Origin of the sequence: Arthrobacter sp. NPDC080082 (assembly GCF_040686595.1) — a bacterium.
In the GTDB taxonomy this organism is placed as follows: Bacteria; Actinomycetota; Actinomycetes; order Actinomycetales; family Micrococcaceae; genus Arthrobacter.
Genome location: NZ_JBFBKQ010000004.1, coordinates 13,444 through 37,687 on the forward strand (window position 1 = coordinate 13,444; position 24,244 = coordinate 37,687).

Annotated in this window: 20 protein-coding genes; 5 read left to right on the forward strand and 15 right to left on the reverse strand. The window is 69.2% G+C overall.

Annotated features, from left to right (window positions below; all coding sequences use genetic code 11):
* The first annotated feature begins 59 nt into the window (after positions 1-59).
* Positions 60-1,403 (forward strand): DUF6350 family protein, encoded by a 1,344-nt coding sequence (locus AB0O44_RS09150; RefSeq protein ID WP_364136726.1) that lies wholly within the window; start codon positions 60-62, stop codon positions 1,401-1,403.
* A 17-nt stretch (positions 1,404-1,420) separates the two neighbouring features.
* On the opposite strand, the gene AB0O44_RS09155 is transcribed toward AB0O44_RS09150, so the two are convergent.
* Complete coding sequence (locus AB0O44_RS09155; RefSeq protein ID WP_364136728.1) at positions 1,421-1,813, reverse strand: hypothetical protein; 393 nt, start codon at positions 1,811-1,813, stop codon at positions 1,421-1,423.
* A 39-nt stretch (positions 1,814-1,852) separates the two neighbouring features.
* On the opposite strand from AB0O44_RS09155, the gene purN reads away from it, so the two are divergent.
* Together purN and AB0O44_RS09165 are read left to right on the forward strand one after the other, a co-directional pair.
* Positions 1,853-2,422: a phosphoribosylglycinamide formyltransferase gene (purN, locus tag AB0O44_RS09160; protein WP_364136730.1), complete on the forward strand. Its 570-nt coding sequence runs from the start codon at positions 1,853-1,855 to the stop codon at positions 2,420-2,422.
* 380 nt (positions 2,423-2,802) lie between these two features.
* Positions 2,803-3,675 carry a hypothetical protein gene (locus tag AB0O44_RS09165; RefSeq protein WP_364136732.1) on the forward strand — a complete coding sequence of 291 codons (873 nt, stop codon included), beginning with the start codon at positions 2,803-2,805 and terminating at the stop codon, positions 3,673-3,675.
* A 93-nt stretch (positions 3,676-3,768) separates the two neighbouring features.
* Here AB0O44_RS09165 and AB0O44_RS09170 read toward each other — a convergent pair whose 3' ends face one another.
* Positions 3,769-5,121: an MFS transporter gene (locus AB0O44_RS09170; RefSeq protein ID WP_290258821.1), complete on the reverse strand. Its 1,353-nt coding sequence runs from the start codon at positions 5,119-5,121 to the stop codon at positions 3,769-3,771.
* A gap of 188 nt (positions 5,122-5,309) precedes the next feature.
* Between AB0O44_RS09170 and purH the strand changes: the two genes are divergently transcribed.
* Positions 5,310-6,995: a bifunctional phosphoribosylaminoimidazolecarboxamide formyltransferase/IMP cyclohydrolase gene (gene purH, locus AB0O44_RS09175; protein ID WP_364136734.1), complete on the forward strand. Its 1,686-nt coding sequence runs from the start codon at positions 5,310-5,312 to the stop codon at positions 6,993-6,995.
* 231 nt (positions 6,996-7,226) lie between these two features.
* Here the strand turns inward: purH and AB0O44_RS09180 are convergent, their stop codons facing one another.
* Positions 7,227-8,228, reverse strand: coding sequence for a hypothetical protein (locus AB0O44_RS09180; RefSeq protein WP_364136736.1), 1,002 nt, complete (start codon positions 8,226-8,228; stop codon positions 7,227-7,229).
* A 261-nt stretch (positions 8,229-8,489) separates the two neighbouring features.
* Between AB0O44_RS09180 and AB0O44_RS09185 the strand changes: the two genes are divergently transcribed.
* The gene (locus AB0O44_RS09185; protein ID WP_364136737.1) at positions 8,490-10,709 is read left to right on the forward strand and encodes an NADP-dependent isocitrate dehydrogenase; all 2,220 of its coding nucleotides are present in this window, start codon (positions 8,490-8,492) and stop codon (positions 10,707-10,709) included.
* 81 nt (positions 10,710-10,790) lie between these two features.
* Here AB0O44_RS09185 and AB0O44_RS09190 read toward each other — a convergent pair whose 3' ends face one another.
* From AB0O44_RS09190 to purU, 12 genes are all read right to left on the reverse strand, one after another.
* Positions 10,791-11,408: an SRPBCC family protein gene (locus AB0O44_RS09190; RefSeq protein ID WP_364136739.1), complete on the reverse strand. Its 618-nt coding sequence runs from the start codon at positions 11,406-11,408 to the stop codon at positions 10,791-10,793.
* Between the two features lie 129 nt (positions 11,409-11,537).
* Positions 11,538-12,062 (reverse strand): mucin-associated surface protein, encoded by a 525-nt coding sequence (locus AB0O44_RS09195; RefSeq protein WP_364136741.1) that lies wholly within the window; start codon positions 12,060-12,062, stop codon positions 11,538-11,540.
* On the reverse strand, positions 12,059-13,351 hold the full coding sequence (locus tag AB0O44_RS09200; RefSeq protein WP_364136743.1) for a serine/threonine-protein kinase: 1,293 nt from the start codon (positions 13,349-13,351) through the stop codon (positions 12,059-12,061). Before AB0O44_RS09200 ends, AB0O44_RS09195 begins: the two co-directional genes overlap by 4 nt.
* 535 nt (positions 13,352-13,886) lie before the next feature.
* The gene (locus AB0O44_RS09205) at positions 13,887-15,155 is read right to left on the reverse strand and encodes a hypothetical protein (protein WP_364136745.1); all 1,269 of its coding nucleotides are present in this window, start codon (positions 15,153-15,155) and stop codon (positions 13,887-13,889) included.
* Between the two features lie 143 nt (positions 15,156-15,298).
* On the reverse strand, positions 15,299-16,375 hold the full coding sequence (locus AB0O44_RS09210) for a Gfo/Idh/MocA family oxidoreductase (RefSeq protein WP_364136747.1): 1,077 nt from the start codon (positions 16,373-16,375) through the stop codon (positions 15,299-15,301).
* A 303-nt stretch (positions 16,376-16,678) separates the two neighbouring features.
* A complete protein-coding gene (locus AB0O44_RS09215; protein ID WP_290258830.1) occupies positions 16,679-17,779 on the reverse strand; it encodes a sugar-binding protein in 1,101 nt (366 codons plus the stop codon).
* A gap of 63 nt (positions 17,780-17,842) precedes the next feature.
* Positions 17,843-19,111, reverse strand: coding sequence for a multiple monosaccharide ABC transporter permease (mmsB, locus tag AB0O44_RS09220; RefSeq protein ID WP_290258831.1), 1,269 nt, complete (start codon positions 19,109-19,111; stop codon positions 17,843-17,845).
* Between the two features lie 43 nt (positions 19,112-19,154).
* Entirely contained in the window at positions 19,155-20,711 is a 1,557-nt protein-coding gene (gene mmsA / locus AB0O44_RS09225; protein ID WP_364136750.1) for a multiple monosaccharide ABC transporter ATP-binding protein, read from the reverse strand.
* A 130-nt stretch (positions 20,712-20,841) separates the two neighbouring features.
* Positions 20,842-22,032, reverse strand: coding sequence for an ROK family transcriptional regulator (locus AB0O44_RS09230; protein ID WP_364136752.1), 1,191 nt, complete (start codon positions 22,030-22,032; stop codon positions 20,842-20,844).
* A gap of 86 nt (positions 22,033-22,118) precedes the next feature.
* Positions 22,119-22,637, reverse strand: coding sequence for a gamma carbonic anhydrase family protein (locus AB0O44_RS09235; protein ID WP_364136754.1), 519 nt, complete (start codon positions 22,635-22,637; stop codon positions 22,119-22,121).
* Positions 22,638-22,701: 64 nt separating this feature from the next.
* On the reverse strand, positions 22,702-23,127 hold the full coding sequence (locus tag AB0O44_RS09240; protein ID WP_364136756.1) for a class I SAM-dependent methyltransferase: 426 nt from the start codon (positions 23,125-23,127) through the stop codon (positions 22,702-22,704).
* Positions 23,128-23,181: 54 nt separating this feature from the next.
* A complete protein-coding gene (gene purU, locus AB0O44_RS09245) occupies positions 23,182-24,042 on the reverse strand; it encodes a formyltetrahydrofolate deformylase (RefSeq protein ID WP_364136758.1) in 861 nt (286 codons plus the stop codon).
* Between the last annotated feature and the right edge of the window lie 202 nt (positions 24,043-24,244).

Genomic DNA, 24,244 nt, shown 5'->3' on the forward strand with positions numbered 1-24,244 from the left:
GGCCCCCGACGCCTGTCGGATCCCGGCTCGGAGGCCGCCGCGTGGCACGATGGATCACGATGAAACTGCGCGCTGATCAGACCGGGGACCGTGGCCTTCCGATGCCGTTGTGGCTGCAGGGGGCACTCGAGTCCGCACAGGCCGCGGTGATCTCCGCGCTGGTGGTGATCGCGCCGATCGTGGCCGTCTGGGCCGGCGACGGTTTCCGCGAGAGCGGTTTCGAGTTCCTGGCCCGACTGGCCGGGCAGGCCTGGCTGCTGATCCACGGCGTCCCGCTGCTGCTGAACGGGGTCGGGGCCGACGCCGCCGCCCGCCCGGACTCCGGCACCCTCACCCTGATCCCGCTGGGCCTGACCCTCATCCCGTTCCTGCTCGCCTGGCGGGCCGGCCGCCGGCTGGCCCGGGCCTCCTACACGGACCAGCTCTGGCAGGCACTCGTCGGGTCCTGGCTGACCTACGCCGCGTTCGGGTTCGCCACCGGCTTCCTCTGCCGCACCGCCGAGGTGGGGGTGAGCCTCTGGGCCGCCTCCGCCGTCCCGCTGATTCCCTACGCCCTCGGCATGGTGGTGGGCGCGCGCCGCGAGGCCGGGTCCTGGAGCCGGCTGATCGGCGTCGACGCCGTGGCCTGGATCAGCCGCACCAGCCAGCACTCTCGCTGGGCCGGTTCCTACCTGGGCTCCGCCATCAAGGCCGGGTTCGTCGCCGTGATGGCCACCCTGGCGATGGCCGCGGCGCTGCTGGCCGTGGACCTGCTGATCCACTGGAACCTGATCATCGACGTCTACGAGGGCCTGAATGCCGGGCCGGTGGGCGGGGCTGCCCTGACCATCGCGCAGCTGGGCTACCTTCCCAACATGGTGGTCTTCGCCCTCGCGTGGGCCTCCGGGGCAGGCTTCGCCCTCGGTATCGGCTCCCAGGCCGGGCCGCTGGCCACCGCCGTCGGGCCGCTGCCGTCCATCCCCGTGTTCGCCGCGCTGCCCTCCGGCCCGCTGGACTACGCCCTCGTGGCGCTGGTGGTCCCCGTCCTGGCCGGAGCCCTGGCCGGCTGGTGGTTCCTGCGCGAGGGGGAGAACCACTTCGACGAATGGCTCTCCATCAAGGTCAAGGCCCGCTGGTTCACCGCCACCTTCTCCACGCTGGTCCTCGGCGCGCTGATCGGCGTCGTGGCCGGGGCGCTCGCGGCCGGGCTGGCGTGGCTGGCCCGCGGTTCTGCCGGGATCGGGCGGCTGACGGACATCGGGCCGGACCCGGTGGTGACGGCGCTGTTCGTCGCCTCCGAGGTGGGCGCCGGCGTCGTTATCGGCTACGCCGCGGGGCCGTGGCTGGAACGCCGGCAGCGGCTGCAGGAAGCTGACCTCTCGGCGTCGACCGCCTCTTCGTCCTCGTCAGCCCGGAGCAACTGAGCCCGGACGCGGGTGTCCTAGCGGAGCGGGGCGGGCAGGGATTTCTCCAGCGTGACCCGGCAGGTGGAGGCCGCCTGCTCGGTGAGGGCCTGCCGCGCGCACTGCTGGTAATCGCGGATCTGGGTGTAGAACACTGAACTGACCAGCAGCATCAGCACCATCACGGTGGTAACCACCAGCCCGGAGATCGTCCCGAAGAGCACCATCCGGGACTCCCGGAGTTTCAGGGCCCGCACCAGCAGGACGACGCCGAGCACCACAGCGCAGAGGGTGAGCAGCGCGGCCAGCCACAGGTAGGCGACGTCGAGCTGGAAGACGAAGAACGAGCCCAGGACCACTACGATGAAGGCGCGGAACAGATTCAATGTTCGCAGCCGCGACTCGGCGTTGCCGCCCCGGGGGAAACTCATGGTTTCCAGCGTACGCGAGCGGCCGCCTAAGCTAAGTCAATGCGCATCGTAGTCCTTGTTTCCGGTACCGGTTCGAACCTGCAGGCCGTCATCGACGCCGTCCGGGCCGGTGACCTGGACGTGGAGCTCGCCGCCGTCGGCGCGGACCGTCCGGGGACGTACGGGGTGGAGCGCTCGGCCGCCGCGGGGATCCCCACCTTCGTGGTGGATTTCAAGGTCTACCTGGACCGCGCCGCCTGGAACGCGGCATTGACCGAAGCCGTCGCCGCCTACCGGCCCGACGTCGTCGTCTCCTCCGGGTTCATGCGGATCGTCAGCGCCGACTTCATCGCCGCGTTCGACGGCAAGTACCTCAACACCCACCCCGCGTTGCTGCCGGCCTTCCCCGGCGCGCACGGCGTCCGAGACGCCCTGGCGTACGGGGTCAAGGTCACCGGCTGCACGGTGCACTGGGCCGACGCCGGCGTGGACACCGGCCCGATCATCGCCCAGGAGGCTGTGACCGTGGAGGACGGCGACACCGAGGAGACCCTGCACGAGCGGATCAAGACCGTGGAACGGCGACTGCTGGTGTCGACCCTCCACGACCTCGCCGCCGCCGGGCAGTAACGCCCCCACGGATACAGATGCCCTATCACTTGTGGTTGCCAACGGACCGGAATGGCAACCGCAGGTGATAGGGCATTCGGCGTCTGAGGGGGTAGAGAAGGCGGCAGTCCCGGCGGCGCCGTCTGCCTTTCGAGGCCAAGTAGCGCGGTGCGCAAGAACGAGTACACCGCGAAAAAGACGGGTAGCGGAAGGGTAAAGACGAGTACTGACGACCCGGTTTTCGGTGCCTACCGGACCGTAGGCTGACGCCGTCTCATCCGCTTCTTCCGTCTCTGGGGGTCCTCTTGTCACGCTTCAGCTTTGCTAAAACCAGTCCCAAAGTCCTTGGCTTCACCGCGGCGCTCGTTCTCGGAACGGGTGCCGTTTCTGCCGCCTATGCCGTGACGACAACGTCCGGCAGCGGCGAGATCAACGGCTGCTACAACGTCAACAACGGCGGCCAGCTCCGGGTCCTTGCCGCAGGGCAGAGCTGCGACCCCAAGAAGGAAACCCCGATCACGTGGAATGTCCAGGGCATTCAAGGCGTGGCCGGACCGGCGGGACCGATGGGCCCGGCCGGCGCCCAGGGCATCCAGGGTTTGCCTGGCGTCCAGGGCGACAAGGGCGACCAGGGCATCCAAGGTCTCCAGGGGGCAAAGGGCGACCCCGGCGCCGTCGGTCCGCAGGGCGAGAAGGGCGACACCGGGGAGACCGGTGCCGTCGGTGCCAAGGGGGACCAGGGCGACACGGGCGCCGCCGGTGCGCAGGGTGAGAAGGGCGACACCGGCGCCACAGGTCAGCAGGGTGAGAAGGGGGACACCGGTGCCACCGGCCTCCAGGGTGAGACCGGCCCGATCGGTCCGCAAGGTGCTCAGGGCGACAAGGGCGACAAGGGTGACACCGGCGCCGTCGGCCCCCAGGGCGACACCGGGGCGACCGGCGCCACGGGAGCAGCGGGTCCGCAGGGCGCCCCGGGCGAGAAGGGAGCCACCGGCGACATGGGTGCCACCGGAGCCACCGGCGCTACGGGTCCCGCCGGCCCGACCGGCGCCGCGGCGTCCACCAGCGTCAGCGTGACGACGGCCAGCGGAACGACGGCCACCTCGGTAACGGCGACGTGCCCGGCCGGGAAGGTCGCCGTCGGCGGAGGATTCTCCTCCATCGCCACCAGCGGGAATCAGGTACTGTCCAGCCAGCCCTCCGGCGCCAATGGCTGGACGGTAACCCAGTCCAGGGGGACGGCGCTCACGGTCTACGTGACCTGCATCCAGTAGGACGCCACGAGGAATGCCCTATCACTTACGGTTGCTTCCGAGGAGGAATGGCAACCGCAAGTGATAGGGCATTCGGCGTGCTAGGGGTGGGCGTCAGTCCAGCCGGCGCTGCTTGGTCTCCGGGGCGAAGAACGCCATCCACAGTACCGAGACCAGCACCAGCCCGCCGGCGAGGGCGAACGAGGTGGCCAAGCCGAGCTGCGGCCAGAGCACCGCCGCGAACAGCAGCGGCCCGAAGCCGGCACCCACCCGGGAGAAGGTCGAGGCCCAGCCGAAGCCTGTGCCGCGCAGCTCGGTCGGGTATAGCTCGGAGACGTAGGCGTACAGCACGGGGATGGCCACCTGCACCACGAAGCCGAAGAGCAGCAGCCAGAACACGGCGGCCGTGGGGATGTCCACGACGACGGCGACCACCACCAGGATCAGGGCCGAGAGCGGGCCGGTGACCGCCAGGATCCACTTGCGTCCCGTCCGCTCCACCAGCAGGGCAGCCACCACCACGCCGAGCAGCCCGACGGCGGCCATCGAGGCCGTGGTCAGGAACGCCTTGTACTCCTCAAATCCGGCGCCGATCAGGATCCGCGGCATCCAGGTCAGGGACAGGTAGTAGACCAGCAGGATTGAGAAGAACAGGGCCCAGGCCGCGGTGGTGATCTTCCAGTCGTAGCGCCACAGCGCCCGCAGCTGGGTCCAGGCGCTTCCGGCGGAGAGCCGGGGGACGTCCTGCGGCTCGGGCAGGCTGTACGCCCGGGCCTGCCCGCCGGTGGCCGCCACCAGGGAATCGATCACGGCGGCCGCCTCCTCGCGGCGGCCCTTCCGGATCAGGAACAGCGGCGACTCCGGGACGCTACGGCGGACCCAGACCACCAGCAGCGCAGGCAGCACCATGATCAGCATGGTCAGGCGCCAGTCCGCGAACGCCGCCACCAGCCCGGCGGAGACGAAGCCGCACAGCGCGGCCCCCACCGGCCACCAGCCGTCCATCGCGGTGAGGACCCGGCCGCGCTGCTTCCGCGGCGTGAACTCACCCACCAGCGCGTAGTCCACCGGGATGCAGCCGCCTAGGCCGAACCCGGCCAGGAAGCGGAACACCACGAACCAGGTGAAGTCCGGGGAGAGGGCGCCGAGCACGGTGAAGATGGAGAAGATCAGCAGCGTGGCGGAGAAGGCCTTTTTCCGGCCGATGGTGTCCGCGATGGTGCCCCAGACGAAGGCGCCGAGGGCCATGCCGATGAGGTTGGAGGTACCGATCCAGGCGGCGTCCCCCGGCCCGAGCGACCAGTGCTTGGACAGCAGCGGTATGAGGATGCCGTTGAGCGTGACGTCCCAGGCGTCGAACATGAAACCCAACCCGCCGATCAGGAAAATCCGGCCCTGGACCTTCCACCGCCACGGCAGTTCCTGGACCACCTGTTCGCCGCTGGGCACCGTGGTGTAAGTGTTCATATCTGGCCTCCTGCAAGAACTCTACGTGCCCGGACCGACGGCCGGGGAGGTGGCCGGCCCCGGCACGCGGGGCAGCTTCACACTCGGCCCGGACGGCGGCTCCGGGAGGGGGAAGTCCGGGGCGACGCGATAAACTGGCCGCATCCCCACCCGCCGCGGCCGCGCCGCGATATAAGACGGAGACTTTTGTGAGCTTTACGCAGCATGAGCGTGTGTCCATCGACCGTGTCCCCATTCGCCGGGCCCTCATCTCGGTCTACGACAAGACCGGCCTGGAGGAGCTCGCCCAGGGCCTGCACAACGCCGGCGTCCGGATCGTCTCCACCGGTTCCACCGCCAAGAAGATCGCGGCTGCCGGGATCCCCGTGCAGGAAGTCGAAGAAGTCACCGGCTCCCCGGAAATGCTGGACGGCCGCGTCAAGACGCTGCACCCGCGCGTTCACGGCGGCATCCTCGCGGACCGCCGGGTTCCCGCCCACATGAAGACCCTCGAGGACATGGCCATCGAGCCCTTCGACCTCGTCGTCGTGAACCTCTACCCGTTCGTGGAGACCGTGAAGTCCGGTGCCGCGCAGGACGACGTCGTCGAGCAGATCGACATCGGAGGCCCCGCCATGGTGCGCTCGGCCGCGAAGAACCACGCCGCCGTCACGATCGTGGTTGACCCGGCCGCCTACGGTTCGGTCGTGGAAGCCGCCGCCGCCGGCGGTTTCGACCTGAAGACCCGCCGCCGGCTGGCCGCGAAGGCCTTCGCGCACACCGCGGCGTACGACACCGCCGTCGCTACCTGGACCGCCAGCCAGTTCCTGGACGAGGACGGCGACGGCGTCATCGACTGGCCCGCGTACGCCGGCCTGGCGCTGGAACGCTCCGAGGTGCTGCGCTACGGCGAGAACCCGCACCAGCAGGCCGCCCTCTACGTGGACAAGGCCGCCCCGGCCGGCATCGCGCAGGCCGACCAGCTGCACGGCAAAGCCATGAGCTACAACAACTTCGTCGACGCCGACGCCGCCCTGCGCGCCGCGTTCGACTTCGACCAGCCCGCCGTCGCGGTCATCAAGCACGCCAACCCATGCGGCGTGGCTGTGGGCTCCGCCGACGCCGCGGACCCGATCGCCGACGCCCACGCCAAGGCCCACGCCTGCGACCCGGTCTCCGCCTTCGGCGGCGTGATCGCGGCCAACCGCACCGTCACCGCCGGCATGGCCCGGACCGTCGCCGGCATCTTCACCGAGGTCGTCATCGCCCCGGGCTTCGAGGATGGGGCGGTGGAAATCCTCTCCAAGAAGAAGAACATCCGCCTGCTGACCCTGCCCGAGGGCTACGGCCGCTACCCGACCGAGTTCCGCCAGGTCTCCGGCGGCATGCTGGTCCAGGCCACGGACAAGGTCGACGCCGACGGCGACAACCCCGCCAACTGGACCCTCGCCGCCGGTGAGGCCGCCGACGAGAAGACCCTCGCCGATCTCGCCTTCGCGTGGACCGCATGCCGCGCGGCCAAGTCCAACGCCATCCTGCTGGCCGCCGACGGCGCCGCCGTGGGCATCGGCATGGGCCAGGTCAACCGGCTCGACTCCTGCCGCCTCGCCGTCGAACGGGCCAACACCCTTGGCGTCTCCGTGGAGTCGGATGTCGACGGCGCCGGCGGGGCGTCCAATGCCAATGCCACCAACGCCCCGGAGCGGGCCCGCGGCGCCGTCGCGGCGTCGGACGCGTTCTTCCCGTTCGCCGACGGCCTGCAGATCCTGATCGACGCCGGCGTCCGCGCCGTCGTCCAGCCCGGCGGCTCCGTCCGGGACGAGGAAGTCATCGCCGCGGCCAACGCCGCCGGCATCACGATGTACTTCACCGGCGCCCGCCACTTCTTCCACTAGGAATTCCCGCCCGGGAGACCGGGCGGCTCGTGGATCCTGCATAAACCAGAGCTGCCGTGCCCTTCCCCGACGGGAAGGGCACGGCAGCTGTTTGTTTTGTCCGCGTACGGCGGCGGGCGCGGGAACGCGGGGTCCCGGTGCCGGCCTGTCGAGGGGGACGGCCGGCGGTGGAACCCCGCGTTGCCCTGTCTTTTCCTTTCCCTTGGGCGCGGATAGTCGGGGAACTGGTGCTTAGGACGCGGCGGCGGTGCTGTAAGCCTGCTGGATGACCGAGCCCCAGTACGGGCCGTACATGGTGGTGGAGTTGCTGCCGTAGCCGTAGCTGTTGATCGAGTTCTGGTAGCCGGAGGAGCTGGTGCCGATGAACCACGGGCCGCCGGAGGAGCCGCCGGTCATGTTGCACGGGATGCCCTGGGTGTTGAACTGCGGGTTGTAGGGATCGTTCTTGGCGGTGCCGCTGCAGCTCTTGAGCGATTCGCCGTTGAACGGGGCGGCGGCCGGGTAGCCGAAGGACTTGTAGCTCAGGCCGCGGGCGGCGTTGAACTGCACACCGGAGGCGCCGACCACGTCGGAGAGGGTCTTCCCGTTGAGGGTGTTCATCACGGCGAAGCCGGTGTCGTAGGTCATGTCGCCGCCGGAGCTCCACTGGGTGGGGGTGTAGAGGGCCTTGGCCGTCCACTTCCCGTAGGGTGCCGAGCCGTTGAGGTAGGCCGGGACGAAGGTGAAGTTGGTGGCGAAGGCGCCCGGGCCCTCGTTGACGCAGTGTCCGGCGGTGGACACCGTGCTCTTGTTCGCCGAGGTCACCGAGTTGCCGGAGCAGACGTAGTTGGCGCCGGCCAGGGTGAAGAAGACCTTGCCGATGTGCGGGACGGGGTTCTCGCTGGCGTTGGCCTTGGTCTGGACCTGCTTGGACTGCAGCGTCGGGGTGGTTCCCTCCACCTTCGCCGGCGCACCCACCTCAACGGGCTTGCCCGCATCGGCCTTCGCGGCACCGCGGTTCACGGCCTTAGTGGCCAGCACGTCGCCGGGGATCGCGTTGCGCATCCGTTCGGGCGTCCAGTAGTCCGCGCCGGCGGCCTCGGTCACGGTGTGGCTGGCCACGTCCGGAGTGCCCGAGGGCGCGCGTCCGGCACCGCCGGGAGAGGCGGTGGCGCTGCCGGCGGCGACGACGGCGAGCAGGGCTGCGGCGGAGAGGCTGAGCAGGCTGGTGCCCAGGGATTTGCGTGTGCGCATGGGGATCCTTTTGCGTGCGGGTGCGGTGCGGCCCTCGGGGACGGGCCGCGGTGATGGCATCGAACCTACGGCACTATGACGAGCCTGTAAAGCATCTTGTCAAAACTTGTCATATCGCTTTTGGGCGGCTACCCGCCGTCGTGCCCGCTTCACCTGACTGCCGCCGGCCGTCCCGAACAAGCGCCGAGGCCGCCACCTCGGGTAAGTTAGAGCCGTTGAGATAACAAAGATTTCCGCAGACTTTCAGGGAGACGCCCAAGCATGGCCAAGATTATCTATACCCACACCGACGAAGCGCCGATGCTGGCTACCTATTCGTTCTTGCCGATCATTGAGGCCTACGCCTCGACGGCCGGTGTGGAGGTAGAGACCCGCGACATTTCGCTTGCCGGCCGCATCATCGCCGTCTTCGGCGACTACCTCACCGAGGACCAGCGCATCGGCGACGCGCTCGCCGAACTCGGCGAACTCGCCAAGAAGCCTGAAGCCAACATCATCAAGCTGCCGAACATCAGCGCCTCCGTGCCGCAGCTGAAGGCCGCCATCGCCGAGCTCCAGGGCCAGGGCTACGCCCTCCCGGACTACCCGGACAACCCGGCCTCGGACGAGGAGACGGACATCCGCTCCCGGTACGACAAGATCAAGGGCTCCGCCGTGAACCCGGTGCTGCGCGAGGGCAACTCGGACCGCCGCGCGCCGCTGTCGGTGAAGAACTACGCACGCCAGAACCCGCACAGCATGGGTGCCTGGACCCCTGAATCCAAGACCAACGTGGCCCACATGGAGGCCGACGACTTCCGCTCCAACGAGAAGTCCGTGGTGATCCCGGCCGATACCAACCTCAAGATCCAGCTGGTCAAGGAAGACGGCACCGTCAAGGTCCTCAAGCGAGCCTTCCCGGTCCTGGCCGGCGAGGTCATCGACGGCACCGTGATGCGCGCCGCCGCCCTGGACGAGTTTCTCAAGGCCCAGGTGGCCCGCGCCAAGGAAGAGGGCGTGCTCTTCTCCGCCCACCTCAAGGCCACCATGATGAAGGTCTCCGACCCGATCATCTTCGGCCACGTGGTCAAGGCCTACTTCGCCGACCTCTTCGCCACCTACGGCGAGCAGATCGCCGCCGCCGGCCTCAGCCCCAACAACGGCTTGGCCTCCATCCTCAACGGCCTGGAGGACCTCCCCGAGGAGATCCGCGGCGACGTCGAGGCCGCCATCACCAAGGGCCTCAACGAGGGCCCCGAGCTGGCCATGGTCGACTCGGACAAGGGCATCACCAACCTGCACGTCCCCTCCGACGTGATCGTGGACGCCTCCATGCCGGCCATGATCCGCAGCTCCGGCCACATGTGGGGCCGCGACGGCCAGGAGGCGGACACCCTCGCCGTCCTGCCGGACAGCAGCTACGCCGGCATCTACCAGGTGGTCATCGACGACTGCCGCGCCCACGGCGCCTTCGACCCCACCACCATGGGCACCGTCCCGAACGTCGGCCTGATGGCCCAGGCCGCCGAGGAATACGGCAGCCACGACAAGACCTTCGAGATCACCGCCGCCGGCACCGTCCAGGTGGTCGACGACGAGGGCACCGTCCTGATCGAACACCAGGTCTCCCCGGGCGACATCTGGCGTGCCTGCCAGACCAAGGACGTGCCGATCCGCGACTGGGTCAAGCTGGCCGTCACCCGCGCCCGGGCCTCCGCGACCCCGGCCGTGTTCTGGCTGGATAAGACCCGCGCGCACGACGCCCGGATGATCGCCAAGGTCGAGGAATACCTCAAGGACCACGACACCGAGGGCCTGCAGATCGAGATCATGTCCCCGGAGGAGGCCACCGCCTTCACCCTGGAGCGCATCCGCAAGGGCGAGGACACCATCTCCGTCACCGGCAACGTGCTCCGTGACTACCTCACGGACCTGTTCCCGATCCTCGAACTGGGCACCAGCGCCAAGATGCTCTCGATCGTTCCGCTGATCAACGGCGGCGGCCTGTTCGAGACCGGCGCCGGCGGTTCCGCCCCGAAGCACGTCCAGCAGCTGCTCAAGGAAAACCACCTGCGCTGGGACAGCCTGGGCGAGTTCCTGGCCCTGGCCGTGAGCTTCGAGCACCTGGCCACCACCACGGGCAATGCCCGCGCCCAGATCCTCGCGGACACCTTGGACCGCGCCACCGGCACCTTCCTGCTCGAGGACAAGTCCCCGAAGCGCAAGGCCGGCGAGCTGGACAACCGCGGCAGCCACTTCTACCTGGCCAAGTTCTGGGCCGACGAGCTGGCACGCCAGAGCGACGACGCCGAACTCGCCCAGGCCTTCGCCGAGGTCTCCAAGACCCTCAGCACCGACGAGGAAGCCATTGTCGGCGAGCTGCTGGCCGTCCAGGGTTCCCCGGTGGACCTCGGCGGCTACTACCGCCCGGACGAGGCCAAGGCCTCTGCCGTGATGCGTCCCTCCGCCACCTTCAGCAAGGCCCTGTCCCTGCTGGGCTAGGCACCTGAGGCGATAAACGCCGACGGCGCACCGGGTGTCCGGTGCGCCGTCGGCGTTTAAGCTGTTGTTTCGAATCCGTCGCTAGTCGTCGGCGCGGCGTCCGCCTGCGGCGGTGGCGTCGTCCGCGTCCGCTGCGGGGCCGGTCGCCGGCTCCGTGGCCAGGTCCGGGTCGGTGTTCTGCGGAGCGCCCGTGCCGATCACGTCGTAGTCCGGGTCCGTCACCGGGGTCAGCCCGGAGTCGACCTCACCGTTGTTGACGCGTTCCCGCCAGGCGCCGGTCTCGAAGTCCCGGTCCTCGATGAACTTCTTGAACCGCTCCAGGTCTGCGGCCACCTGCCGGGAGTCGAGCCCGGCGGCTGCGCCGAGCTTCTCCACGGCACCCTCGGGCTCCCAGCTGAGCTCCACGTCGACCCGCACGGAGCCCGGCGTGAGCTCGGTGAAGCGCACCGTGCCGGCGTTTCGCGGGGCGTCGATGCTCTCCCACGCCACCAGCCGGTCCGGTTCCTGCGCCGTGATCCGGGCATCGTAGGCGCGCTGGACGCCCCTGATGCTGGTCTCGAAGTGGACGGTGGTGTCATCGAGCTGCCGGACGCTGTCGACGCCCGTCATGAACTGGGGAAAATCCTCGAACTGGGTCCACTGGTTGTAGGCCTGCTTGACGGGGACGTTGACGTCGATGGATTCCTGCACTGTTGCCATGCGCTCTGTACTCCTCTGGTCGGATAAAGCCCGGCTCTCTGCGGCCTGATTCACAAGCTATCCGCAACGGGGCATCCGGCAAAGTCCGCGCACGAAGGCCGGGGCGGCGACGGCAAAAGTCCGGCGGCCCTAGCCGCCCTTCTTGCCGCCCTTGGCCTTACCGGGTCCCTGTTGCTGTGCCTGCTGGGCAGCCTGTTGGGCGGCGGCCTGGTCGGCGGCCGCCTGTTCCGCAGCCGCCTTGGCCGCCGCGTCGCGGGCGGCCTGCGCGGCCTTCTCCTCTTCCGCGGCCTTGGCGGCTGCATCCTTGGCGGCCTGCTGCTGGGCGATCCGGGCGTTCAGGTCGTTCCGGACGGCGTCGATGGAGGATTTGATGCTCTGGTGCCGCTTGAAGGAGACCTTGCCGTCGGCCGCGGCGGTATCCAGGGCGGTGGTCAGTTCATCCAGCTGTTTCAGGGCACCCGGGGAATCGTCGGCGGCCGCGGCCTGGGTGACGGCGAGGACGCGCGACTGCAGCTGGCCGGCTGCGGCGGCGTCCAGGTCGGGGGCGACGGAGGCGCAGCCCGCCAGCGCGCCTGCCCCGACGATCAGGGCCAACGCGGCGCCGGCGACACGGCGGTTCACGCGGCGCGCGCCAGTGAAAGACAGTCCGGTCATGGGTTCACGCTTTCCTGCAGCTGTTTCAGGTGCTCACCGATGTCGCCCGTCACTGCCGGGTACGGGACCGGCGGCGGTGCGGCGGGCGCCGCGGTCAGGGAGAGCACCACGGCGGCGGCAACCGCGAGCAGCACGACGACGGCGAGGCCCAGCAGGAGCTTGGCCCGCCGGCCCAGCGGCCGCCGGGCGGCGCCCCGGCCCGCCACTGCTGAGAGACCCGGCCGGGAGGTGGGCAGTGCGGCAGTCGACGGGATGGGCGGCAGCGCGGCGGTACCCGGCGCCGTCGTCCGCGCCGTCGAGGCTGCATCTGAACCCGCGGCCGCACCCTTGCCCGCATTCCGCGACCAGCCCCGGGCCGGACCCCTCGCTGACCTGGGCGGCCGGGCAGGGGGCGCGGGCAGCACGCGGGTCTGCTGCTCGGCCAGCGGGCCGGGCAGGTGATCCGGGGAGACCAAGGCCTGGCGCAGGACGGGCTCAAGGTCGGCGGCGGCCGGGCGTTCCAGCGGGTCCAGTGCCGTCATGGCACGGATGAGGCCGGCCCAGGCGGCGGGGACGTCGTCGGGGATGGCGGGGGCCCGGTGCAGCCGGGCGACCGCCGATTCGACGGCGCTTCCCGGGTATTCCACGGTGCCCTTGATGCACTCCAGAAGCACCAGGCCCAGGGAGTAGATGTCGCTCGCCGGGCCCATGTCCGCGCCGCGGGCCTGTTCGGGGCTGAGGTAGGCGGCGGTGCCCACCATCGTCCCGGTGGCGGTGAGGCGGGTCCCGTCGGCGATCCGGGCGATGCCGAAGTCGGTCAGCTTGGGCCGGAGCGGCTCGCCCGGCCGGGTCCGGACCAGCAGGACGTTGGCGGGTTTGAGGTCCCGGTGGATGATGCCGAGGGAGTGGACGTAGGCGAGGGCGTCGGCCAGGCCGGCGCCGATCACGGCCACCTCGTCCAGGGGGAGCGGGCTGTGCCGGATGCGGGTGCGGAGGTCCTGTCCGTCCACCAGTTCCATGGTCAGGAACGGGCGGGGCTCGTCCGGGAGGCGGGTGTCGGTGCCGGCGTCGAAGAGGGTGACCAGGCCGGGGTGGTTGAGGGTGGCCAGTAGCTCGATTTCGGCCTGCTGCCGGCGGAGTTCGTCGGCGTCGGAGGCCTGGGGTGCGAAGAGCTTCAGCGCTACGTCGCGGCCCAGGTTCTCGTCCCTGGCGGTGTAGACCGAAGCCATTCCGCCCCGGCCGATGACCTCTCCCAGTCGGTAGCGGCCGCTGAGAATCTCGGCCGTGACCTCGTTGGGCGACGTGTCCACGGGTACCCCCTGTTGCTTCCGACGCCGCGGTGGCGTCCTAAGGAAATGATACGGGTATGGGTATCGCGGTTCGGCGCGGGGACGGAATGGCCCCCATGGTGGTGCTGGTACATGACTGGTGCTGTGCGCTTGTTCCTGGTCTGGACCTTTCTGACAGGGGCACCGCCGCGGACGACTGAGCTGTGCGGCGACGGCGCCTTGCTGGCATGGGATTGAAGGGTTCCGCCGGGGCCTGCGGGGCCGTTGGATCCCCCAGCGGACCCAACGACCACGCCCCGGCGCTCACGAGAACCTGCGCGGGGCGGCCGGTGTCACGGCGGGCGTTCCGCAGTGGCCGGGAGGACGCGGCTGCGGCGGCGCGGGACCTGCTGGCGGCGTGGCGCGACGGCGGGACGCTGGGTGAAGCGGGAAACGGGTGCCGGGGTCCGGCGGGGGGTGAGGCACATGGAAACTTCTCCTGACGAGCTGGTGGCGGGCGCAAGGGGCGGCCCGCGGGACGGTTCTCTGCACAGCGATGCTGCAGAGGACGGTCCAGCTAGTCGGGAGAAGAGCCGGGATCCGCGGTGACGGCGCGGTAGGCGTGCTGGAGCGGGCCGCTGATGGGCTCGAAGCCCTGCGGCGGTACGACGAGGAAGGCATCAGGCAGCCAGGCGGCGGTTCCGGCCGCGCTTCCGGCGGTGGGGCCGCCGCCGGACCCCGAGCCGGGGGCGGGCGGGAGCGCGGTGGGAGCCGGGAAGCCGGTTCCCCCGCCCCAGGGGTGCGGCAGGTCGGTGTTGCCGGCGGGCGCTGCGGGGGCGCTGTCTCCTGCGGGCGCGGCGGTGCCCGCCGACCCTGCCGGCGCGGTGCCGGGCGCTGGCGCGGGCAGATTCGGCTCAGGCAGGACCAGTGCCGGGGTGAACGACGGGTGTGTGGCAGCGTAACTGGTGATGCTGCCGACGTTCGGGCGCGCGACCACGGGGGCCGGACTGCAGGAGAGCGCCGTGTCGACGGCTGCGACAGTTACCGCGGGGGCCGGGCTGGCGGGACCGGTGGGCTGGCCGGAGGCGGCGGGCCGGGCCGGGGAAGCGGCCTCGGCGGCCTGGGGAGAGGCTGCCGGGGCCGACTGCGCGGGCGTCTGGGTGGCAGGGGTGGTGCCGGTGGATCCGGCCAGGGGGTCGATGACGGGCAACACCGGAACGGGCGGCGCCGGGACACTTACCACGGGAACGGTGACCACCGGAGTGGGAGCAGGAGCCGGAGCCGTGGCTGAGGGTGTCGGCGCCGGGGTGGTGGGGGCCGGGGCGGGCGTGGGTGGCGGCGCCGGGGTGGCCACGGGCGGCACCGGAACCGGGGGTGTGACCACGGGAACGGGCACGACGACGGGGTCTGCGGGCTGCACGGGTGCCGGGACGGCGGGAGTGGGATCGGGAGCCGGGGCAGGTTCCTGCACTGGTGGATCTTGTACGGTCGGCTCCGGGGCGGTGACGGGAGCGGGGGCCGGGTCCGGCTGGGGGTTGCTGACCGGAGGGGCCGATTCGGTGGGCGCGGGTGCCGGAGACACCGGCGTCGCCTCGACGGCAGGAGCCGTGGCCGTCGGCGTCGGATCCGGGGCGGGTGTCGCGGCGGCCTCGAGCGCCTCGTCGGTCATGGGCAGTTGGATCATGGTGCCCAGCGAGGTTTCCAGGTGGCCGGCGGTGACGGCGGCCGGTTCGTCTGCGCTGGCAGCGGCGGCGCTCAGCGTCAGCCAGGCACACACCGCGAGCAGGGCCAGGAGCAGCCGCCGGAGCCGGAGGCGCAGGGGGGAAGGGCCCGCCGCTTCACGCATGCGCAACACCCCTCCCCGGAAAGGCTCGATGATTGGCCTATAGCGTAGATCCAGGGGTAGTGGCGCGTCCAGAGCGGGAGGACACTATTAGTCCCGGATTCCGGGTTCCTGGTCCGCCGGCCGGCGTCGGCCAGGGTCCGGCGTCAGCGGACCTGCACGTCGTTGGGGTAGCTGACCCCCAGCTGGGCGCGGACGCCATCGAACAATCGCATGGTGTCGAGGGAGTCCTGCAGCGGCATCACCGGGCTCTCGGTCAGCCCCTGCTGGATGCAGCGGGTGACCTCGCGCAGCTCGTAGCTATAGCCGCGGCCCACCGTGGTGAACTGTTCCGTCCGCGGGTCGTCGAAGCCCACCCGGACCAGCAGCTCCCGGGGGTTGTTGATGGATCCCAGGCTTTGCAGGAACCCTTTGTTCCCGGCGACGGTGGCGGTGCGCGGCCCGTGCACCAGGAGGGAGGAGGTCAGCTGTGCCTGCGCCCCGTGGTGGTAGCCGAGCGTCAGGGCGTTCTGGGCGTCGACGCCGTCGTCGTTGACGAAACCGGTGGCGGTGACCGTCTGTGGGAAGCCCAGCGTGCCCAGCGCCCAGAGCAGCGGGTAGATGGTGATATCCAGCAGGGCGCCGCCGCCGTCCCGGGGTGCCCAGAGCCGGGAGGTGGGGGAGTAGGGGGCCGGGAAACCCAGGTCCGCGCCGACCCACTGGACCTGGCCGATCTCGCCCGACGCGGCGATCTCGAAGGCCCGCTGCATCGCCGGCAGGAACCGGCTCCACATGGCCTCCATCAAAAACAGTCCGTTGGCGCGGGACAGGTCGATCAGCTCGGCCGCCTCGCGGGCATTGACGGTGAGGGCCTTCTCGCAGAGGACGTGCTTGCCGGCCAGGAGGGCGGCCTTGGCGATAGCGTGGTGCTGGGCGTGCGGGGTGGCGACGTAGACGACGTCGACGGCGTCGTCGGCCAGCAGGTGCTCGTAGCCCGGAACCCCGTCCCGGTCCCCGTAGGCGCGGGCGAAACCGTAGTCCGCGGCGAAGGCGTCCGCGGCGGCCTGGCTGCGGGAGGACACCGCGTACAGCTGGGCGTCCGCGAGCAGCTCCAGGTCCCGGGTGACGGTGGCCGCGATCCCGCCGGTGGCGATGACGCCCCACCGCAACCGGGCTCCGGTGGCGGTCCGGGGATCCTGGTCGGGTTGGTCAAAGAGCCAGGGCCTGGCGATCGGGGCGTTCATGCTGCCATCCTCTCACCCGGGGCGCCGTCGTCGTCGTTCCCCGCCAGCTACCGCACCCACGTCCTGCTAACCCACGAGCGCGCCCGTTCCGGAAAAGCGCGCCGTTTCCGGGCAGCCGCACCCCGGACCCGGGCCGCGCCCGTCCGGAAGCGCCGCGAAAAGCTGAAACCGCCGCGAAGTCCGGAACCGCCGCCGAACCGCGGCGGAAACTCCCTCCGAACCAACCCCCGGACGCACCAGGGCCCCGACCCTCCCGCAGCGAAAACTGCGGGGGAGCCGGGGCCCTAATGGTGAAGCGGAAGACTACTTGGTGATCGGTCCGAGTACCGGATCGTCGACGTAAGCGGTCTTGACGTTCTCCTTGGTCACGATGACCGGCTCCAGCAGGAAGGCCGGAACGGTCTTGACCTTGTTGTTGTAGGACTTGTCGTCGTTGATCTCAGGCTTCTTGCCGGCCTGGATGTCCTTGACCATGGTGATCGCGTGCTCAACGAGCTTGCGGGTGTCCTTGTTGATGGTGGAGTACTGCTCACCGGCCATGATCGACTTGACGGACTCAACCTCGGAGTCCTGACCCGTGATAACCGGCAGCGGCTTGCCTGCAGCCTTGACCGAGGTCAGGACCGCGCGGGCCAGCGTGTCGTTCGGGGACAGGACGCCGTCCAGGGTGGCGCTGCCGTAGCTGCCGCTGAGCAGGGTGTCGGCACGACGCTGGGCGTTCTCAGCCTTCCAGCCCTGGGTCACGGCCTGCTCGAAGGAGGTCTGGCCGGAAACGACCTTGAGGGTGCCGTCGTCCAGCTTCGGCTTCAGCACGCTCATGGCGCCGTCGAAGAAGACCTTCGCGTTGGCGTCATCCGGGGAACCGGCGAACAGTTCGATGTTGTACGGGCCCGTCGGCTTCTTGGCCTTCATGCCGTCCAGCAGGGCCTGGCCCTGCAGCACGCCAACCTTGAAGTTGTCGTAGGCGACGTAGTAGTCGACGTTCTCGGTGTTCAGCAGCAGACGGTCGTACGCGATGATAGTCGCGCCGGCGTCCTTGGCCTGCTTCAGCTGGGTACCCAGCTGCGCACCGTCGATGGCACCGACGATGATGACCTTGTCACCCTTGGTGACCATGGCGCTGATCTGGTTCTGCTGCTCGGAAACGCCACCGTTGGCGAACTGAACATCAGCCTTGAAGCCTGCACCGTTGAGGCCATCGTTGAACAGCTTCTCGGCCAGGACCCAGTTCTCACTGGTCTTCTGCGGGAGGGCGACGCCGATCGGGGAGTTCTTGGGGAACGCCTCGCCGCCGCTGCTCGCGGAACCGGAAGATCCGCTGTCGGCACGGCCGCAGGCTGTCAGCGCCAGTGCCGCAATAGCAGCGATTGCTGCTGCCTTTCCTGCTTTACCAATCATTTGCATTGCTTGGTTCACTTTCTTTTTGGTGGTGTGTGGAGACTCGGTGGTAACTGGGAAGGGATCCGGTCAGGATTCCTTGGCGATGACCTCTTTGGTGGAAGTGGTCTCGTCGGCCTTGATCTCGTTGCTGCGGCCGAAGTTCTTCATCATCATGCCGATGATCGATTTCTTGCCCTGCGACTTGTTGTAGACGTCGAAGGCGACGGCGATCAGCAGGACCAGGCCCTTGATGATCTGGGTCAGGTCGGCGCCGACGCCGAGCAGCTGCAGGCCGTTGTTCAGGACCGCCATCACCAGGCCACCGACGATCGAGCCGATCACGGTGCCGACGCCGCCGGTCACGGCCGCGCCGCCGATGAAGACTGCCGCGATCGCGTCCAGCTCCCAGCCGACGCCGTCGAACGGGCCGGAGGCGGTGGAGCGGCCGACGAAGATCATGCCGGCCAGGCCGGCCAGGATCGACATGTTCATCATGACCAGGAAGTTGACCTTCTTGGACTGGACGCCGGAGAGTTCGGCCGCGTGGCGGTTGCCGCCGACGGCGTAGACGTGGCGGCCGATGACCGTCTTCGAGGAGATGAAGCCGTAGAGCAGGACCAGGACGGCCAGGATCAGGCCGGGGATGGGGAACGAGGTGCCCGGGCGGCCGGTGGCGAAGAGGTACGTCGCGTAGAGGATGGCCGCGCAGATCAGGACCAGCTTGGTGATGGTCACCCAGCTCTCGGTCACGTCGGCGCCGAGGGACTTGGCCTTGCGGCGGGCGCGCAGTTCGCTGAAGACCACGTAGGCGACGCCGAGCAGGCCGAGCAGCACGGTCAGGTTGTTGTAGCCGGTGCTGGGGCCCACCTCGGGCAGGTAGCCGGAACCGATGTACTGGAAGTCGTTGGGCACCGGGATGGTGTTTGACTTGCCGACGTACTGGTTGAAACCGCGGAACAGGAGCATGCCGGCGAGGGTCACGATGAAGGCCGGGATGCCGACGTAGGCGGTCCAGAAGCCCTGCCAGGCGCCGATCAGCGCGCCCAGGAGCAGGCCGAAGAGGATGCCGAGGTACCACGGGATGCCCCAGTCGCGGATCATCAGGGCCACGCTGACACCCACGAACGCGGCCACGGAGCCGACGGAGAGGTCAATGTGGCCGGCGATGATGACCAGCACCATGCCGATCGCGAGGATCAGGATGTAGGAGTTGCCGTTGAAGAGGTTGATGACGTTGCCCGGGGTGAGCGTGCGGCCCTCGGTGAAAATCTGGAAGAAGACGATCAGCGCAACCAGGGCGAAGATCATGCCGAATTGGCGGGTGTTGCCGCCAAAGAGCTTCTTGAGCGCGTTCATTGTGTCAGTCCTTGTAGTCCGGATTGTTCTGGATCGCCCGGGGTCAGGCAGTCTTGCGGGCGGAGGTCATCAGCTTCATCAGGCTTTCCTGGCTGGCTTCCTCTTTGGTCAGCACGCCGGTGATGGCGCCTTCGAAGATGGTGTAGATGCGGTCGGAGAGGCCCAACAGCTCCGGCAGTTCCGAGGAAATGACGATCACGCCCTTGCCCTGGTTGGCCAGCTGCTGGATGATGCCGTAGATCTCGTACTTGGCGCCGACGTCGATGCCGCGGGTGGGCTCATCGAGGATCAGCAGGTCCGGGTCGGTGAACATCCACTTGGCCAGGACGACCTTCTGCTGGTTGCCGCCGGAGAGCTTCGCGACGCCTTCCTCCACCGACGGGGTCTTGGTGCGCAGCGACTTGCGGTACTGCTCCGCGACCGTGAACTCCTGGTCGGCGTCGACCACGTTGTGCTTGCTGATCTTCTTCAGCGCCGCCGAGACGGTGGTGGCCTTGATGTCGTCGAGGAGGTTCAGGCCCAGGGACTTGCGGTCCTCCGTGACGTAGCCAAGGCCGGCATTGATTGCCTGCTTGACCGTCTTGAGGTGGATCTCCTTGCCGTCCTTGTAGACGTGGCCGGAGATGAAGCGGCCGTAGGAGCGGCCGAACAGGGAGCGGGCCAGTTCGGTGCGGCCCGCGCCCATGAGACCGGCGAAGCCGACGATCTCGCCGCGGCGGACGTAGAAGCTGGAGTTCTTGCAGACCAGACGGTCCTGGATCTGCGGGTGGCCCACGGTCCAGTTCTTGACCTCGAAGAAGGTCTCGCCGATGTTCGGGGTGTGGTCCGGGAAGCGGGACTCCAGGGTCCGGCCCACCATGCCCTTGATGATGCGGTCCTCGTCGACGCCGTCGGCCTTCACATCGAGGGTCTCAATCGATTTGCCGTCGCGGATGATGGTGATGGAGTCCGCGATCTGCTCGATCTCGTTGAGCTTGTGGGAAATGATGATCGAGGTGATGCCGCGGCCCTTGAGGCCCAGGATCAGGTCCAGCAGGTGCTGGGAGTCGGACTCGTTCAGGGCCGCGGTGGGCTCGTCGAGGATGAGGAGCTTGACCTTCTTGTTCAGCGCCTTGGCGATCTCGACCAGCTGCTGCTTGCCGACGCCGATCTCCTTGACCGGGGTGTCCGGGTCCTCGCGCAGGCCCACGCGGGCGAGCAGTTCGGTGGAGCGGAGCCGGGCCTCGGCCCAGTCGATCACGCCGCGCTTGGTGGGTTCGTTGCCCAGGAAGATGTTTTCCATGATGGACAGTTCGGGGATCAGCGCCAGTTCCTGGTGGATGATCACGATGCCGGCGTGCTCGCTGGCCCGGATGTCCTTGAACTCCTGGACTTCGTTCTGGTAGACGATGTCGCCGGTGTAGCTGCCGTGGGGGTAAACGCCCGAAAGGACCTTCATCAGGGTGGATTTGCCGGCGCCGTTTTCACCGCAGATGGCGTGGATTTCGCCGGCCTTCACCCGCAGGTTCACCTCGGCCAAAGCTTTAACGCCGGGGAACTCTTTGGTGATGGAGCGCATCTCGAGAATTACGGGATCGCTGTGCGTGTCGAGGGACGTCATCTGCCCTTACGCCTCCAATGCATGACTTCGTTGTCCGCCCCTGCAAACCGCAGGGCCGTCTGATGGAAAAGTAAACTGGATCACGTCGTTGTCGTCAAGTCTTTAACGCAACGGACGGATAACGGTGGAGCTAGTTGCGCCGGATTCCGGCCTGCTGGAAGACCAGTGCGGTTGCCCCGAGGGCCTCGGCGCGGTCGCCCAGGGAGGACATGGTGAGGGTGGTGGTCTCGCCGATGACGGGCACGGCGTGCCGGATCAGGCCCCGCCGGATGGGGTCCAGCAGGAGCTCGCCGAGGCCCGCCAGCGGCCCGCCGACGACGATCACCTCGGGGTTGATCAGGTTGGCCACGTTGCCCAGCGCACGCCCGGCGGCGAGGCCGGCGTCGTCCACCACGCGCAGGGTGGCGGAGTCCTTGGCGAGGGCCTTGCGGACAATGTCCTCGCTGGTCATGGGCCGGTCGTCGCCGCGGCTGAGCAACTCCAGCATGGTCGTGGTGGAGGCGACGGTTTCCAGGCAGCCGCGGTTGCCGCAGCGGCAGACCAGGCCGTGTTCGTGGATGGTGGCGTGGCCGATTTCGCCGGTGATGCCGACGTTGCCGTAGTAAGGCATGCCGTTGATGATCAGGCCCGCGCCGATGCCCGAACCGATCTTGAGGAAGAGCAGGTTGCTGGTGCCGCTGTGCGGTCCCCACGTCACCTCGGAGAGGGCGCCCAGGTTGGCGTCGTTGTCGACGAAAATCGGCAGATCCAGGGCTTCCTCGAGCCGTTCCAGGATGTTGATGCCGACCCATTCCGGGAGGATGGCGCCCTGGGCGACGGTGCCGGAACGGCGGTCGATGGGGCCCGGGATGCCGACGCCGGCACCCACCAGGGCGCTGCGTTCGACGCCGCCGGTATCGAGCAGCCGGTCGAGGACGGCGACGGCGGCGGCGATGCCGTCCTCGGCGTGGTGGCCCAGCGGCAGGAGCACCGCCTCCTCGGCCAGGACGTGGTAACTCAGTGAGGCCAGCACCACGCGCAGGTGCCGGCGGCCGAAGTCGATGCCCACGGCCACGGCGCCCTGGCTGTTGAGCCGGACGTTCAGGGCCCGGCGGCCGGAGCTGGTGGTCGGTTCGGTGGAGGCGAGCCCGGCGTCCTGCATGATCTTGACGATGTTGGACACCGTGGCCGTGGAGAGCCCGGTCTGCCGGGCCAGTTCAGCCTGCGTGGACGGGCCGGCGAGCAGGCATTCGATGATCCGTTGCTGGTTCAAATGGCGGAGCGCGGACTGCGACCCGGGGTTTTTCGTGCGGCTCCTCGTTGAGCGCGTTGGTGAGGGCATGCAAAGAAGCGTGCACCATCAGGGGTTTGTAGTCAAGAAGTTAACGCAAGCCGCGGCGCGCCCGCCCCCGAATACCCCCTTACGGATCAGCGGTGCAGCTCGCGGTGCGCCCGCGCGAGCTCGCGGTAGTGCGCGGCGTTGTGGCGGACGCCGTCGAACTCCTCCTCCGTCAGTTCCCGGCGCACCTTGGCGGGCACGCCCGCAACCAGCGACCGGGGCGGGATGACGGTGCCCTCGAGCACGACGGCGCCCGCCGCCACGAGCGAGCCGGCGCCGATCACGGCGCCGTTGAGGACCGTGGCGCCCATGCCGATGAGGCAGTCGTCCTCGACCGTGCAGCCGTGGACCACGGCGCCGTGGCCGATGCTGACGCCCGCGCCCACCGTGCAGGGGAAGTCCGGGTCCGCGTGCAGCACCACGTTGTCCTGCAGGTTGCTGCCGGCCCCGACGCTGATGGCGGCGGTGTCCGCGCGGACCGTGACGCCGTAGAAGGCGCTGGAGTCCTCGGCGAGGGTGGCGTTGCCGATGATCGAGGCGCTCGGGGCAACGAAGGCGGAGTCGTGGACGGCCGGGGTCTCGCCGGCGAAAGCGTAAACGGGAGTCATGGACCCCAGCCTAGGACAGCGGCCGGACCTGCGGGAGCGCCGGGAGGCACGGATCAGGCACGGATCAGGCGCGGAGAACCGTGAAGCCGGGTCCGGCACCGGCGTCCGGGCCGCCCTGCGGGAGGACGACGGCGATCGGTGCGCCGGGTTCGGCCACGCGCCGGAGTTCGCGGAGGGCGCCGTCCGATGCCTCGGCGTCGAGTCCGGCCAGGGCGTCCGGGGCCCAGACGGCCGGGAAGGCTGCGTCCGCGAACGGCAGGGCCGCGGCGGTTGCAACCGAGGCGGAGAGGCCGTGGGCGCGGGCGGCGTGGATGTTCTCTTCGGAGGCGTCCACGCCGGTGAAGTGGAGCCCGGCACGGACGAAGGCGAGGCCCTCGGCGCCCGTGCCGCAGTCCAGGCCCAGCACGGCGTGCCGGCCCTCCTCCTTGAGCAGGGCCACGAAGTCGTCCAGCCGCTGCGCCCCGTTGTTTCTGGTCACGGGTGTGGTCATGGCTCCAGTAAAGGGCCCCGGCCGCGCACGCGGCAAGGGCCCTCCCGGAAACGGCTAGCTGAAGACGACTGTCCGGTTGCCGTCCAACAGCACCCGGTGCTCGGCGTGCCACTGCACGGCCTGGGCCAGGGTGCGGCCCTCGACGTCGCGGCCCATCTGCACGAACTGCTCGGCGGTGCGCCGGTGGTCCACGCGGATGACCTCCTGCTCGATGATCGGGCCCTCGTCCAGGGCGGCGGTGACGTAGTGCGCGGTGGCGCCGATCAGCTTCACGCCGCGGGCGTGCGCCTGGTGGTACGGCTTGGCGCCCTTGAAGGAGGGCAGGAACGAGTGGTGGATGTTGATGGCCTTGCCGGTCAGTTCGGTGCAGAGCTCGTCCGAGAGGATCTGCATGTAGCGGGCCAGGACGGTCAGTTCGACGTCGTGCTCGGCCATCAGGGCGCGGAGGGCGTCCTCGGCCTGGGCCTTGGTGTCCTTCGTGACGGGGATGTAGTGGAAGGGGATGCCGTAGAACTCGGCGAGGCCTGCGAGGTCGCGGTGATTGGAGACGATCGCGGGGATTTCGATCGGCAGCGTGCCGGAGCGCTGCAGGAACAGCAGGTCGTTCAGGCAGTGCGCCGAGGTGCTGGCCATCAGCAGGGTGCGCAGCTTCCTGCCGGCCGGGTTCAGGCTCCACTGCATGCCGAAGGCCTGTGCCACCGGCTCCAGGGCGGCGAGCAGCTCCGACTCGGGGGCCGCCGTCGTCGCCTCCACCCGCATGAAGAAGGTGCCCGTGCCCTCGCTGCCGTACTGCTGCGAGTCCGTAATATTGCAGCCCGCCACCAGCAGGGCGCCGGCCACCGCGTGCACGATGCCGGGCCGGTCCGGGCAGGAGAGGGTGAGGATATAGGAGGCAGTCAGCTGGTCGTCAGTCACGATAGAACAGCCTACCCGCGGCTGGGATAGGCTTAACCTGTCGCAACTGGCGTTGGGTGGCTTACCACCAGGGAGCGGCACGCACGCAGACCACGGATCGTACGCCTGGGCCGAGGGTCATGTTTTTCCGGTTGGCAGCCCCGCGCTGCCCTCCCGCAGGCACCGTCATCTAGCGGCGCCAGCGCGGACCAGCCGGTAACCT